Origin of the sequence: Paenibacillus terrigena DSM 21567 (assembly GCF_000374845.1) — a bacterium.
Taxonomy (GTDB): Bacteria; Bacillota; Bacilli; order Paenibacillales; family Paenibacillaceae; genus Paenibacillus_K; species Paenibacillus_K terrigena.
Map to the genome: position 1 here is coordinate 73,472 of NZ_KB895414.1, position 13,099 is coordinate 86,570.

16 protein-coding genes and 1 other RNA gene are annotated in these 13,099 nt (G+C 45.1%); 6 read left to right on the plus strand and 11 right to left on the minus strand.

Annotation, left to right across the window (positions count from 1 at the left end; genetic code table 11):
• Window positions 1–4 precede the first annotated feature (4 nt).
• The 5 genes from C558_RS0108310 to C558_RS0108335 form a co-directional block, all read right to left on the minus strand.
• On the minus strand, window positions 5–352 hold the full coding sequence (locus tag C558_RS0108310; protein WP_018755797.1) for a hypothetical protein: 348 nt from the start codon (window positions 350–352) through the stop codon (window positions 5–7).
• 52 nt (window positions 353–404) lie between these two features.
• Window positions 405–1,652: a cation:proton antiporter gene (locus C558_RS0108315; RefSeq protein ID WP_018755798.1), complete on the minus strand. Its 1,248-nt coding sequence runs from the start codon at window positions 1,650–1,652 to the stop codon at window positions 405–407.
• A 4-nt stretch (window positions 1,653–1,656) separates the two neighbouring features.
• On the minus strand, window positions 1,657–2,151 hold the full coding sequence (locus tag C558_RS0108320) for a cation:proton antiporter regulatory subunit (RefSeq protein ID WP_018755799.1): 495 nt from the start codon (window positions 2,149–2,151) through the stop codon (window positions 1,657–1,659).
• A 269-nt stretch (window positions 2,152–2,420) separates the two neighbouring features.
• Window positions 2,421–3,164, minus strand: a complete 744-nt coding sequence (locus C558_RS0108330; protein WP_018755801.1) for an exonuclease domain-containing protein — start codon at window positions 3,162–3,164, stop codon at window positions 2,421–2,423.
• The gene (locus tag C558_RS0108335; protein WP_018755802.1) at window positions 3,161–4,255 is read right to left on the minus strand and encodes a DUF294 nucleotidyltransferase-like domain-containing protein; all 1,095 of its coding nucleotides are present in this window, start codon (window positions 4,253–4,255) and stop codon (window positions 3,161–3,163) included. The genes C558_RS0108330 and C558_RS0108335 overlap by 4 nt, the downstream gene beginning before the upstream one ends.
• A 274-nt stretch (window positions 4,256–4,529) precedes the next feature.
• Between C558_RS0108335 and C558_RS0108340 the strand changes: the two genes are divergently transcribed.
• Together C558_RS0108340 and C558_RS0108345 are read left to right on the plus strand one after the other, a co-directional pair.
• Window positions 4,530–4,955, plus strand: a complete 426-nt coding sequence (locus C558_RS0108340; protein WP_051106856.1) for a MerR family transcriptional regulator — start codon at window positions 4,530–4,532, stop codon at window positions 4,953–4,955.
• A gap of 22 nt (window positions 4,956–4,977) precedes the next feature.
• The gene (locus tag C558_RS0108345) at window positions 4,978–5,661 is read left to right on the plus strand and encodes a zinc metallopeptidase (protein ID WP_018755804.1); all 684 of its coding nucleotides are present in this window, start codon (window positions 4,978–4,980) and stop codon (window positions 5,659–5,661) included.
• Window positions 5,662–5,691: 30 nt separating this feature from the next.
• On the opposite strand, the gene gltC is transcribed toward C558_RS0108345, so the two are convergent.
• Both gltC and C558_RS0108355 read right to left on the minus strand, forming a co-directional pair.
• Window positions 5,692–6,603: a glutamate biosynthesis transcriptional regulator GltC gene (gene gltC / locus C558_RS0108350; protein WP_018755805.1), complete on the minus strand. Its 912-nt coding sequence runs from the start codon at window positions 6,601–6,603 to the stop codon at window positions 5,692–5,694.
• Between the two features lie 82 nt (window positions 6,604–6,685).
• Window positions 6,686–7,285 carry a rhomboid family intramembrane serine protease gene (locus tag C558_RS0108355; protein ID WP_018755806.1) on the minus strand — a complete coding sequence of 200 codons (600 nt, stop codon included), beginning with the start codon at window positions 7,283–7,285 and terminating at the stop codon, window positions 6,686–6,688.
• Window positions 7,286–7,390: 105 nt separating this feature from the next.
• Between C558_RS0108355 and tpx the strand changes: the two genes are divergently transcribed.
• Complete coding sequence (tpx, locus tag C558_RS0108360) at window positions 7,391–7,903, plus strand: thiol peroxidase (RefSeq protein ID WP_018755807.1); 513 nt, start codon at window positions 7,391–7,393, stop codon at window positions 7,901–7,903.
• Window positions 7,904–7,995: 92 nt separating this feature from the next.
• Here tpx and C558_RS0108365 read toward each other — a convergent pair whose 3' ends face one another.
• From C558_RS0108365 to C558_RS0108370, 3 genes are all read right to left on the minus strand, one after another.
• Window positions 7,996–8,388 (minus strand): DUF1499 domain-containing protein, encoded by a 393-nt coding sequence (locus tag C558_RS0108365; RefSeq protein WP_018755808.1) that lies wholly within the window; start codon window positions 8,386–8,388, stop codon window positions 7,996–7,998.
• A 22-nt stretch (window positions 8,389–8,410) separates the two neighbouring features.
• A non-coding RNA gene (gene ssrS / locus C558_RS33060) (6S RNA) lies at window positions 8,411–8,591 on the minus strand.
• Between the two features lie 35 nt (window positions 8,592–8,626).
• Window positions 8,627–9,403: a YesL family protein gene (locus tag C558_RS0108370; RefSeq protein ID WP_018755809.1), complete on the minus strand. Its 777-nt coding sequence runs from the start codon at window positions 9,401–9,403 to the stop codon at window positions 8,627–8,629.
• 183 nt (window positions 9,404–9,586) lie between these two features.
• Between C558_RS0108370 and C558_RS34455 the strand changes: the two genes are divergently transcribed.
• Window positions 9,587–9,685 carry a hypothetical protein gene (locus C558_RS34455; protein WP_018755810.1) on the plus strand — a complete coding sequence of 33 codons (99 nt, stop codon included), beginning with the start codon at window positions 9,587–9,589 and terminating at the stop codon, window positions 9,683–9,685.
• A gap of 66 nt (window positions 9,686–9,751) precedes the next feature.
• On the opposite strand, the gene cshA is transcribed toward C558_RS34455, so the two are convergent.
• Window positions 9,752–11,413, minus strand: a complete 1,662-nt coding sequence (gene cshA, locus C558_RS0108380; protein WP_018755811.1) for a degradosome RNA helicase CshA — start codon at window positions 11,411–11,413, stop codon at window positions 9,752–9,754.
• 260 nt (window positions 11,414–11,673) lie between these two features.
• On the opposite strand from cshA, the gene C558_RS0108385 reads away from it, so the two are divergent.
• Both C558_RS0108385 and C558_RS0108390 read left to right on the plus strand, forming a co-directional pair.
• Window positions 11,674–12,498 carry a YitT family protein gene (locus C558_RS0108385; protein ID WP_018755812.1) on the plus strand — a complete coding sequence of 275 codons (825 nt, stop codon included), beginning with the start codon at window positions 11,674–11,676 and terminating at the stop codon, window positions 12,496–12,498.
• Between the two features lie 161 nt (window positions 12,499–12,659).
• Complete coding sequence (locus C558_RS0108390; RefSeq protein ID WP_018755813.1) at window positions 12,660–12,848, plus strand: hypothetical protein; 189 nt, start codon at window positions 12,660–12,662, stop codon at window positions 12,846–12,848.
• Window positions 12,849–13,099: the final 251 nt, after the last annotated feature.

Consider the following 13,099-nt stretch of genomic DNA (forward strand, 5'->3'; position numbering starts at 1 on the left):
CCAGTCATAGATAATTCGAGGTGTACTTAATCGGCCATAACAGCCGCCGTCTCAGCAGCAAAATAAACCAAGAAGCTATAAACACTTCAAGCATCATCGAACGTACATTCCGTTCCATGTTGTTGGTGGAATCCGTCTTGATCTCAGGCAACTGAGGAATGGTTAGCATATGCAACTTGATACTGCGCTTGACTGTAATAAACCCGTCTTTCTGTGAGCCCTTGAGGAGTAATTCATTCGAGCCAATCGGCGCACTTGCATTTTCAACGAACGCGATAGGAATAAAAATAGACAACAGCAAAATCATGCTCATCCAACAGGTGAGTGTGATTTTTTTGCTTTTATGCATCATTTTTTGTTCCTCCTCTCCGTTAAAAATGACAACCGATTTACTATTAATCTTCCTATGAAGGATCTTCTACTTTTTTCATTTCGGTTTTCGCTGCATTTTTCTTCTTATAATTGCGATCGAGCTTAAAGATCCGATTCATGAAATTGTAGACATGCTTCGATTCCTTAGTTAATAGTGGACCTAAGATCGCTAAGATTAACACGTACAATGCAGAGAATGGTTGCAATATCGCCAGTAATCCCCCTGCTTTCCCCAGGTTCGCTATGATGATCGAGAATTCCCCGCGTGATACAATCGTGAGTCCAATATTCGATGAAGCCTTGGGTGATAATCCGGCACTGCGACCCGCAAGCATACCTGCAATATAGTTACCAATTAATGTGATGACGACCGCGCCAAGTGATAACCACACCGCTCCACCAAGCGTGAACGGATCAATCGTCAATCCGAAGCTGAAGAAGAATAGTGCTCCGAAGAAATCACGAAACGGTAAAATCAAATGTTCAATTCGCTTCATATGCTCTGTCTCTGCAAGAACTAATCCAACGAGCAACGCACCGATGGCTTCAGCAACATGGATGGTCTCGGAGAAGCCCGCAACAATGAACAGCGTGGCAAATACCGCCAGCAAGAACAGTTCATTGGATCGAATGTTAAACATTTTGTTCAGTAAAGGCAGTGCTTTACGTCCAACGACAATAACTAAGAGCATATATCCAAGCGCAATCGCTGCAGATAGCAATACTCCACCGATGGAGCTCGCACCGCTAAGCACAAGACCGGATAGAATCGAAATATAAACGGCTAGGAAAATATCCTCGAACATGATAATGCCCAGTATCATCTCCGTTTCCGCATTCGCCGTACGCTTCAGATCTACCAGTACCTTGGCAACGATCGCACTGGATGAGATACTCGTAATCCCGGCAATAATGAGTACTTCTTGAAACGGCAGCCCCGCGCCAAATCCGAAGAGAAGTCCTAACGAAAAGTTAATCACGATATAGATCGTCCCGCCGATGGCAATTGACTTACCCGCCTTTATTAGACGCCCTACAGAGAACTCTAGACCCAAATAAAACAATAAGAAGAGTACGCCTAGACGTCCAAGAAGCTCAATTAACTCGGCACTATGAATAAACCGAAAATCAAAGTTACCAAACTTAGGTGCGTGAGGTCCTACAGCCATCCCAACAAGAATATAGAAAGGAATGACGGAGAACCTTAGTTTTGCAGATAACAAGCCAGCAAGCGCAATGAGCGCAACAGCTAGGCCAAGTTCTAAAACAACATGCTCCATCCCATCACTCTCCGTTCATTAAGATTTGTTTCAATTTCATAATTTGTTGACGCTCTCCCGCTACGACCAGGGTCGCATGCGCTTTGAGAACACTGTCTGGTCCAGGATTAATGACACGCTCATTCTCTTTGCCCAGCATGGCAATGATCGTCGCACCTGATTGATGGCGTACATTAATCTCTCCGATGGTCTTGCCGACACATACCGCATGGGGCTCAATTTTGTACCATTCAATAATGAGCTCATCCAGCGCCACCTCGATACTCTCCAGCGCTTTCGGCTTGTAAGCCATTCCCCCGACGATTCCCGCGATCTGTCTCGCTTCATCATCGTCCAGCGTGATCATCGAGATGCTCTCATCCGGATCCTCATGGTCAAAATGGTACATTTCCCTTCTCCCATCATCATGTACAATGATGACAAGCTTATCTTCGCTGCGGGTTTCGATCACATATTTGTGCCCAATCCCTGGAAGATCACAATCTCTGATTTGCTTCATTCACAATACCTCCAACTTATTTTTTTATAAAGCAGTAATATTATATCACAAATCTACCCCTCATCCCCAGCATGATGCACAACATGTATAGATTACCAAGTAATTGTTAGGAGAAAAATACCACTAATGGGTACGATCAACGATTCCTATTCATTGCATAGATATCTTTTGCCTTGTATTAACATCCTTATTCTCTACATATTGGGTATTCTCATGCATACAAAAAAAAAAACACCCCAAAAGGAGGTGTTTAATCAAATGATATCCATCTAAGATGAACTTAAATACGCATATAATTCCGATAACGTCGTGACTTGACGTTCACGCATTCTTCGCACATACTGCGACCATAATGCTGCGGTCATTCGGGCATCTTCTAATGCATGGTGACGCGTCGTCACCTCAATCTGATTCATTACCAGCAATTCATCCAGTGTATAGTTGCGTGACTCCTTCTCCAGCCACTTCGCGACGAGCATCGTGTCTACGAGTCGATGAGACCAGCGCGCCCGCCAGGTTTTCCAGAATGCAGAGACTAAGAACGCTTTATCATGACCGCTGGCATGGGCTATCAAGACATCGGAACCGACAAATTGCATGAAAAGTTGAAGTGCCGTTGGAAGCGGCAGGCCATTCGCCAGCATCGCATTCGAGATTCCCGTCAACTGTTCAATTTCGGGCGGGACCGTCTGATTCACTTGAACGAGCGAATAGAACTGTTCCCCCGTATTGATCTCTTCTCCCTTGACTCGGACTGCCCCAATCGAGATAATTTCATCCCCATGATTGGGTAGGAATCCCGTCGTCTCCAGATCGAACACGACCACAGATAATTCTTCCAAAGGAACGTGCAGCACATTGGGTTTCCGCTGCTCCTTCAACGTGTTACGCATAAACGCAATTTGCTCCGCTTTGGCATTTGGAACGCCGATAATGGAAGAAAAAGCAGATGAAATCTCACCCCTCTTCAGTGCGCTCCACCAACTTCCTTCCGTTGATCCCCGATCCTTCATCGTTCATTCCTCATCTGCACACGTATTTGTCGATTCAAATAGCGTTGTAAGCCATGTACAGCTTGCAACTCCTTCTTCAATGCTCTTACGACGTCTCGTGTTAAGTCCGATTCAGTCACATATCCATGGCTCACGTATTCGCCCTCTTCGATGACAAATGGAATCGTTGCCCGCCTTGCTAATACCGAGCGGAAAGCTATCTCACATGAGCTAAGAAGCTCTGTATCCTGGGACCCATTCTGCTTCAAATACATGAAGCGTTCCCACGTGGATGGTTGCTGAAGTGCATAGAATGCATCTTGATCCACTCTTAACCCTGTAGTAATGGCTAGATAACGAATTCCATTCACTAGCGGAATATAGGCCCCATACTTCAAGTTCACTCCCCCGGCGAACTCACCGAACCTTTCCCGAATAATCTGGCCAAAAGAATTAATCGACGCTTTATAGTACAACGTGTTGCGCAGCATCGCTTCTGCAATACCAGGCGTACGCTTTAGCAGGTTCGTATATAAGGCACGCCATTCTGCCGCAAGGTCCTCGTCACCAAATACAGGACGCATGTCGGATGCAATCAGCAAATAGCGTACATGCTCCCAAGATAAGTCTTCAAGCCATAACCTCAATTGTTCTTCCCACTGCTTCATCGACTTCCGCCAAACACTATTGCTTACGAGCACCTGCCCCTTGCACCTCGGGAATCCAAGCACCATCAATTGTTCAACGATCACTTTCGAGAAGTGCTCGAAGTATTCGAGCACGGAACTATCCGTCGTATCCTCCATGATCAATCCATGATCCTGGTCGCTCCATTGTGCTTGTTCACTTCGACCACCGCTTCCGAACAAGACAAATGCATATCGAACAGGCGGATGCCCCCAGCCCTCCCTGACAAGCATTTGCTCACATAGACGAATCGTTGCTGCAATCAATGCATCATGCCATCGATTCAGCTGGACATTCCACTCGAGCACCTGGGTTGAATCCACAGCTTGGCTCCACAACGTCTGATACTGATCACGTAACAGACGTAACGCGTGAACCGATGTCGCTGCCCCTAATGCTTCCATTGCGACTCCCATTTGCTCCATCCGCCTACCCCCATGTTTATCCCGTGTAACATTTCATAACATGAACATTCAACTCTAGCTGAATTATAACGAACAAGTCTAGGGCGCACAAGCATTCTTTTGTTAAAATATGTTTATTCGATAAGAACATACCCTGATGATGTCAATTTACATCACTCGAGTTCCAGAGACCCACACGACAAACCATAACGTTTGACTGTATACTTTGATGTTTAGTATGATACATAGATAGCAATCTTAAGAAGCGAGGTGCCTAACATTGGACACAATCAAAATGTATCGCATCAGCGAACTAGCAAGAGAAGCAAATGTAAGCCTGCGTACGATCGACTACTATACAAAGCTTGGCTTGATTGAACCCGAGCAACGTTCCAGCAGCAATTATCGTCTCTATAGCGATGAAACCTTAATCCGTTTACAACGTATTAATCAGATGAAGCAAGAGAAATACACGCTCGATGAGATTAAACACAGCTTGACGGAATGGAGCAAGGTAACGCGAGAAGAAGAAGTATCACAGCGATTGACCTCACTTCAGATGCATATGGCGCAATTAGAACGTGAGGTGAAGGAGCTAAGTCCAGTCATCGAACAGCTCAAGCCGCGACAAGCAAAAAATTTATTCAAAAACTTAACTCCGCAAAGCGCTGCAGTCATCGAAGCGTTACTGCTATTGCTCAGCAAAAACTCAATTATGTAATTACAATAGGAGGGCTATACCAATGACATTATCAACATTTATGTACATCCCAATCTTGCTAGCCTTTATTCTAACGATATGGGCACAATTTCGAGTCAAAGGAACATTCAACAAGTGGTCTGAAGTTCCAGTTCAAAGCGGACTTACAGGATATGAAGCAGCTAGACGAATGCTGGATGCCAATGGGCTCCATGATGTTCCCATCGAACCCGTTCGCGGCGCATTGACAGACCATTACGATCCGATTGCACGAGTGGTAAGATTATCCGAACCGGTCTATTATGAGAATTCCATCTCAGCTGTATCGGTTGCCTGTCACGAAGTCGGTCATGCGATCCAACATCAGCAATCGTATTCCATGCTTGTCCTTCGCCATCGGATGTTCCCATTCGTGAATTTCGCCTCTGGCGTCGCACCATTCTTGTTGCTCGCAGGATTCATCTTCGACTTCATGAACTTAGTCGGTATCGGTATTATCTTCTTCTCCGCTGCAGTAGCTTTCCAAGTCGTTACGCTGCCTGTAGAGTTCAATGCAAGTAATCGGGCACGTGACATTATGGTCTCTGAAGGCTTTATTACGAATGATGAAGAACGAGGCGTTGCCAAAGTATTGAACGCCGCAGCACTCACTTACGTCGCCGCTGCGCTCCTATCGCTCCTCGAGCTTTTACGTTACATCTTAATTTTCGTGAACAATCGCGATTAATACGAAGAAACCAAAAAACTCCCATCCGTGCTATTGTACGGAATGGGAGTTTTCTCTATTTTCGAAGAACTGTAACAAAAAGGCGTAGAATACAGCAGCAACGGGTGATAATTTATCATCGATTCGACGGATGAGACCAATCGGTCGTACGACCTTCGGCTCCCGGATGCGAACCCTTGAAGGCTCCAGCTTCTGTGTCTGGAATAAGGCCATGTCTGGAAGTAAGCTAACGCCCATCCCTGCAGCGACAAGTCCGCGTATCGTATCTGTCTCTTCTCCTTCGAAGCTAATCTTCGGTGAGAATCCAGCCTGCTCGCATGCATCCCATACGATGGGCCGCAAGGAATAACCTTGGCTAAATAAGACGAACATTTCATCCTTCAACTGTTCCAATACGATTGATTCTTCTCCGGCAAGCGGATGATTCGGCGGTACGATGGCTGACAGCTCCTCCATCAATACAATCTGACCCGTTACATGCTCCGACTCATCGGGAAAAGGGGATATGAACGCCAGGTCCGTGTCTCCTGAACTGACATCTTTGATCAGCGATGCATAATTCCCCTGCTTGAGACGAAATTTCACATTCGGGTGGATCTTCCGAAATTCGGAGACCACTTCCGGTATTAGATGAATACCCAAGCTGTGTGGAAATCCTAGCCGGACCTCCCCGCAATTCGGGTCATGAAATTCATGGACTTCCTGTACGGTTCGCTCTAACGAGCGCAAGACCGCCTCAATACGCTTATACAGGAGTTGACCGACAGGGGTTAGCTGAAGATTACGCCCCTTCTGTATAAACAGCTTTACGCCAAGCTCTTCCTCTAACTGGTGAATCTGGCGGCTGACAGCCGATTGTGCCACATGCAGCTCTTCCGCCGCTTGCGTCACATGTTCTTTCTTTGCTACTTTCACAAAATAATACAACTGCCTTAATTCCACTGATGTACACTCCGTTCTTGGCGTCAATACAGCTACTGTACCATGCCGCCCTTGTGCTTTCAATGAAAAAATGTAATCGTCTTCACAGTCTAAGCTTACGAATCAATCCGTAGAGGATAAACCCAGCGACAAGCCCGCCGAGATGCGCCCATAAATTCACACTCGCTACCATAACGGAATAGACCAACCCCATGCCGAGCAGCATATAGATCGTCTGTCTTGAAGGAGGATCCAATAATGATCGTTGCAACAGAACAATGAATAGATACGCTCCGTAAATGCCGTAAATTGCGCCTGAGGCGCCCGCCGACAAAGTTGGACCACTTGCCATCAAATCACTAAACACATTCCCTAGCAGGCCGCTGAAGAGGTAGAACAAGGCATACTGCCACGAGCCAAGCAAGCGTTCGAGCGGTGGAGCGAATACGAACAGCGCAAAAGAATTAAACAATAAATGATCGAAGCCAATATGAACGAACATCGCTGTGAAATAACGCCAGTATTCTGTCGCATAATGTGAATCATTCAACATCGCTCCATATTTCAGAAGCGTATATGTATTCGTTGATCCACCATCAAATGCCATCAAGATGAACACCACGATATTGGCAAGCAGTAGAACCGACGTCACTGGATAGAAGCGAAGATAACTCTTGAAATTCTCATAACGAATAAATATCATAATCCATCACCATTCCCTAAATATATTGTAAAACAATTAGACATTTTCGACTCAAAACAACTATAATAAATTCTGGAAGCAAGATATCTAAAGGAGGCAATATCCATGGCACAAGAACGTACAGTAGCATTCAAAGGAAACCCGATCACATTAATCGGTCCAGAACTTAAAGCAGGCGACAAAGCTCCTAACTTCACATTGAACAAGAACTTGCTTGAAGAAGTAACGCTTCAAGACTATGCAGGCAAAATCAAGCTGATCAGTGTTGTTCCTTCCCTCGATACAGGTGTATGCGATGCACAGACACGTCGTTTCAACGAAGCAGCTAGCAAGCTTGGCGATAATGTCGTTATTCTTACTGTAAGTGCTGACCTACCATTTGCACAAGCTCGTTGGTGTGGCGCAGCAGGCATCGATAAAGTAATCACGTTGTCTGACTACAAATCCAATAGCTTTGCAGAAAGCTATGGTGTATTGATCAAAGAATTCCGTCTAGACATGCGTGCTGTATTCGTGGTTGATGCGAATGATACGATTACATACGTAGAAGTACTCTCCGAAATGACTGAGCATCCGAACTATGAAAATGCGATCGCAGCTGTCCAAGCGCTTCTATAATCGTAATACGTAGTACGTAAAAAGCGAGCGAAGGTTCCCCTTCCTCGCTTTTTTGCTTTTCCTATATAAGATTCAGGCAGCGCCTGAAACATTTAGCTCGATGTTTTATATGATGATAGCTTCTTATCTAAAATCGCGAACAATTCCATAATCACACGATAATTGGATCCCAGATCTCCCATACCGCCGCGCGATGCAGAGAAAATATCGACTGCCGATTTGGTTGGTCCCACAGATATTACAGATACCGTAATATCCATCGTTCTGCCTGTAACCGTTCTTTTCTCCAGCGTAATTTCACCAACAGAATGCACTTCATGAAGCAGCTTGTACCCTGGAATTTTCTTAAGCGTGGATACAACCTCTTCCCATGCACGATCTTTAGATAAACTATAGTAATGTGATTTTAATTTAGGGTCTTTGGCACGATCGCCAGTTGCTTCATAACTGCGCAAGATGCCGATTAGAGCTCTTTTGAGTGACAACGAACTTCCTCCCTTATATGTACACAAACCCGCAAATGCCGTCCGATTTCAAATGCTTCTGAACCTACTCTCGCAGGTGGGTGCCCGCAGAGTTACCTTTGAAGTCCCAGTGAAGGGCGTGTCAGCAGCAACTCGATTTGAACTCCCTAGAAACCGTTATTGGTTCAAAACAACGTGAAATCGAACGAACACCGCAGGATGTAACACCTATTATAGTACCTTGCAGTCCAAAAGTAAACTAAGTGGTCGGCTTGTCCTCGCTTAGCACTGCCTCAGCCTCAGCTTCTTCCTTCTCAGCTTTCTCCAGTGCATCCTTCTCTAATTGCAGCTGCATCTTCAAATAAATCAAATGGAAGTTATAGAATGCGAACGTAGCAATGATACTACCGGTAAAGAAGATAATCAAGAACGGATATCTCAAGCTGAAGTAACCGAGAATACCTGCTCCAAGTACAGTTGTAATGGAACGGATCGGTCGAATGACTGTCAGGAGAACCGCATTCTTAATCAGTTGTAGCGTTTTCATATGATAGTGCACGATCATCGAGAAGAAGTTGAACATCGAGATCAGCAATACGACCAGCAATACCACCATCACAATACCAACGAATTGGAAGCCCTTCAGTTGGGTCATATACACTTGTAAATCCACATACATAATGACAGCGAGCAACGTGTAGAAAATACCGCCGATCATAGCTTGTACATAGTTCTGCTTATACCCTTTGAAGTATGTCGAGAATAGCTTGACATCCGTCTCACCCATGACCCATTTACGAGCGACCGTGAACATCGCTGCGGTTGCAGGGAATAATGTGAACGGAGCTACAATCCCCATTGCCCAGTTCATTGTAATCGACTCATTCACTAGGTTTTGTTGGACCACTAACAACTTCGTAAACGCGAAGAACAAGAATGGGGACGAACATAAGATCCAGAGCAGATTAATAGCCGACAAGCGCATAATCCATTCCGAGACCCGATATAATCCTCCCATAACGCCTTTAAATTCCAAACAAATTACCTCCTCAGCAAATCATCAATGCTTGTATATTATATTACTATAATACAAGTGGCCTACTATTTGCTACCGCCTATTTTAGTTGGACTGGGTAGTAGTCTAAACGACTAGCACCTAACCACCATAGGATACACTGTAATCCCCAACCACTTTCATTTCATAGAAGGAGGTTACAGTATGGGCGACTTCGGATTCGGCGGTTTCGGAATCACATCTACTAGCGGAATTTTAGTTCTTTTCATTCTGCTCGTTATTGTTAGCGGCGCTTTCATCTAACTACGTTAATCCTCAACCTTGATGCACAAAAAAAAGACGAAGCCTTACGCTTCGTCTTCTTCCATTCTATACGTCGCTCATACTCTCAGGACGTTTCGCTGGTTTACGGCCTTCACCGCTATTCGTACGTGGTCTGCGATCTCCTTCGCCACTTGTGCGAGGTTTGCGATCGCTGTTACCACGGTACCCACTGCTGTCTCCACCACGGGAATAACCGCCTTCACGGCTACCATATCCGCCTTTGGAGTATCCGCCGCCAGAGCGGTTGCCATCACGACTGCCTTCGCGACTGCCTTCACGACGGTAAGAAGATCCTTCGCGGTTCCCGCCGCCGCCTTGACGGTTGGATCCGTAGCTGCCAGATGGCCGACGTCCGCTAGAACGGATGTCCGGTTTACGGCGTTTTGCACGAATCGGCTCTTCCGGTGTCAATTCGATCACACCATCTTTCTTCTCGCCTGTGAGCAATTTCATAGCCGCCGATAGCAATTGTACGGAATCATATTGTTCGAGCAATTGAATTGAGATTGCCTTGAACTCGTTGTATTCTTCATTCTGAACGATCTCAAGAATACGCTCAGCTGTTAGACGTTGTTTACCTTCGATAGCTTCTGCAAGACTTGGCAATGGCTTCTTCGGAATGCGATGTCTTGTCACTTTCTCAATGAAGTGCAAGTGATCGATCTCACGAGGTGTTACGAAGGACCATGCTGTACCTTCTTTACCTGCGCGGCCTGTACGACCGATCCGGTGTACATAGCTCTCAGGATCTTGTGGAAGGTCAAAGTTCACTACGTGAGTCACGCCACTCACATCAAGACCACGTGCCGCAACGTCTGTTGCCACGAGTACATCAATGCTGCCATCACGGAATTTACGCATAACGGTATCACGTTGGTTCTGAGACAAGTCACCATGCAATCCGTCTGCAGAATAACCACGCTTCTGCAATGCTTCGGACAATTCGTCAACACGGCGTTTCGTACGTCCGAATACAATTGCAAGCTCTGGAGATTCCATATCAAGCAAACGGCTTATCGCTTCGAACTTCTGACGCTCATGAACTTCAATGTAAGCTTGATCGATAAGTGGTGCACTTACTTGCTTTGGAATAACGGATACATGCTCTGGGTTTTTCAAGAATTGTTGTGCAAGCTTCTGGATGTTCGGAGGCATTGTTGCCGAGAACAGCATCGTCTGACGCTCATCAGGAACGAGCTTCAAGATCGATTGAATGTCCTCCATGAAGCCCATGTCGAGCATTTCATCTGCTTCATCCAAGATGACGGTCTGTACATCATCCAGTTTAATCGTCTTACGATTGATATGGTCAAGCAAACGACCTGGTGTACCGATAATGATTTGAGGTTTTTTCTTCAATGCGCGGATTTGGCGAACGATATCTTGTCCACCGTAAATCGGTAGTGAGCGAGTACCTTTGAAACGTGCAAGCTTTGCAATTTCTTCAGATACTTGAATCGCTAATTCGCGTGTGGGTGTCATGATTAGTGCGACGATGCGCTCTTCGGTAACTGGAATTTTGTTGATAAGCGGAATACCAAATGCTGCTGTCTTCCCTGTACCTGTCTGTGCCTGTCCAATCAAGTCTCTCCCTTCCATTGCAAATGGAATGGATTTCGATTGGATCGGAGTGGATTCTTCAAATCCAAGTTCCGTGATTGCCTGGAGCAGCTTCGCGTCCAAGCCAAAATCTGTAAAGTTCATCAATATAGTTCATACTCCTTCTTTATCTTGGGGGGTGATGGACATTCCCCATCCTAAACTGTATCCTTAAGTAGCGAAAAACATTTTGTATGCGATCCCCTGTATTTCAATTCATATGCATATATAATGCACAAATCCAACTGCAAACATCGTCGCAGTTGGAAAATAATCCCTACTCAAGAACATCTAATATATTATATCACAAATTAGATGGAGAATACCAGCGACTAACTTGCTAAATACTACATATGAGGTGAATTTCATTGAAAAAAGTATGGGAAATCGCTTCCATGGTCATTGGAGCGTTCTTTATAGCCGTAGGGTCTAATTTGTTCATTATCCCTCATCAAATTTTGAGTTCCGGCTTGAACGGACTCGCGATGATCACAGGTTATTTCACTCACTGGAATATCGGATTGTTGTATCTGATCTTCAACGCCCCGATCCTCGTTGCAGGATGGTTCATCCTCGGGAAACGATTTATCTTCAATAGTATGGTGTCCGTTGTTGCGGTAACTTGGTTCATGCAATTGTTGCCAGTGTATCAGTTCAACGACACCCCTATCCTTGGCGCCGTATTCGGCGGATGCCTCATTGGTTTTGGTGCAGGTATCTCCCTTCGAATGGGCGGCTCTTCCGGTGGATTCGATATCGTTGCTTCCATTATTTCCAGATACCGCGATATTCAGCTGGGGATGATGATCGTCGGCTTAAATGGCTTCATCATTATCGCCCTTGGATACATGAAGGACAACTGGGATTTGGCCTTATATTCCATGCTCTCCGTATTTATCACGGGAAAAGTAATGGATGTGATCCATATTAGCCATATTAAAGTTACTGCCTTCATTATTACGAATGAGACGGAACTAATGCTGGAAAAGTTACTTGGCTTGCCGCGTGGTGTCACCATCATCAAGACGCGTGGTGCCTATTCGGAAGTGGAGAAGGATATGCTGATGACAGTAACGACACGTTATGAGTTAGCCGAACTGCAGAATATCATTAAATCTGTTGATAAGAAAGCTTTTGTGAACATCGTAGAGACCGTCGGTGTAATGGGCGCATTCCGCAGACGAAAACCGTAAGTGTCGCTACTTTTTATTGGGAAGATGTGTTATAATCAAATGGATTAAAATTGGAAATAAATCATTTGGCATAGTTTTCAGGTTTTTACCCTTTGTTTCACGATGTACAGCTTTTCCGAACTCGTAATCATGATTTCGATGAAAGGGTGATCGCTGTGGAAATGGAAACGGTAAAACTGTCCGAGATTGTGTTAAAATGGTACCCTGATCTTATTCCGTTCCTTCGCCAAACGGAACTGGATCGCAACATCGTACTACGGGACGGTATCAACATCTTAGGTCCTGGGGATGCAATGGAGATTATTCATTACAGCATCTGTGATAATCAAAAAAATGGTTACATTCATTAAACAGCTCCCCTGTAGATGCCTCAATTCTGCAGGGGAGTTTTTTCTGCAAAATCCTCCATAATGCTCTATAACGAATCTCTCTTTTTCGCTATAATCTAGTAATAGTGCGAGTTCAAAAAGTCGGCTTTTCAGCATCTAAGAGTTTTCGCAGAAAACTGACATCGTAAGCGTATACTCAGGTTGCGAGAATCCTCGGATAATGCTTACGTAGCAAGTTTTTCTTCGAAAAACTTTCAGGAGGAACGGAGTTT

Bases quoted from the DNA above. Each gene is read 5' to 3' on its own strand.
- C558_RS0108310 (WP_018755797.1), bottom strand. From the start codon at position 352: ATGATGCATAAAAGCAAAAAAATCACACTCACCTGTTGGATGAGCATG.
- C558_RS0108315 (WP_018755798.1), bottom strand. From the start codon at position 1,652: ATGGAGCATGTTGTTTTAGAACTTGGCCTAGCTGTTGCGCTCATTGCG.
- C558_RS0108320 (WP_018755799.1), bottom strand. From the start codon at position 2,151: ATGAAGCAAATCAGAGATTGTGATCTTCCAGGGATTGGGCACAAATAT.
- C558_RS0108330 (WP_018755801.1), bottom strand. From the start codon at position 3,164: ATGAAGGATCGGGGATCAACGGAAGGAAGTTGGTGGAGCGCACTGAAG.
- C558_RS0108335 (WP_018755802.1), bottom strand. From the start codon at position 4,255: ATGGAGCAAATGGGAGTCGCAATGGAAGCATTAGGGGCAGCGACATCG.
- C558_RS0108340 (WP_051106856.1), top strand. From the start codon at position 4,530: ATGTATCGCATCAGCGAACTAGCAAGAGAAGCAAATGTAAGCCTGCGT.
- C558_RS0108345 (WP_018755804.1), top strand. From the start codon at position 4,978: ATGACATTATCAACATTTATGTACATCCCAATCTTGCTAGCCTTTATT.
- C558_RS0108355 (WP_018755806.1), bottom strand. From the start codon at position 7,285: ATGATATTTATTCGTTATGAGAATTTCAAGAGTTATCTTCGCTTCTAT.
- tpx (WP_018755807.1), top strand. From the start codon at position 7,391: ATGGCACAAGAACGTACAGTAGCATTCAAAGGAAACCCGATCACATTA.
- C558_RS34455 (WP_018755810.1), top strand. From the start codon at position 9,587: ATGGGCGACTTCGGATTCGGCGGTTTCGGAATCACATCTACTAGCGGA.
- C558_RS0108390 (WP_018755813.1), top strand. From the start codon at position 12,660: ATGGAAACGGTAAAACTGTCCGAGATTGTGTTAAAATGGTACCCTGAT.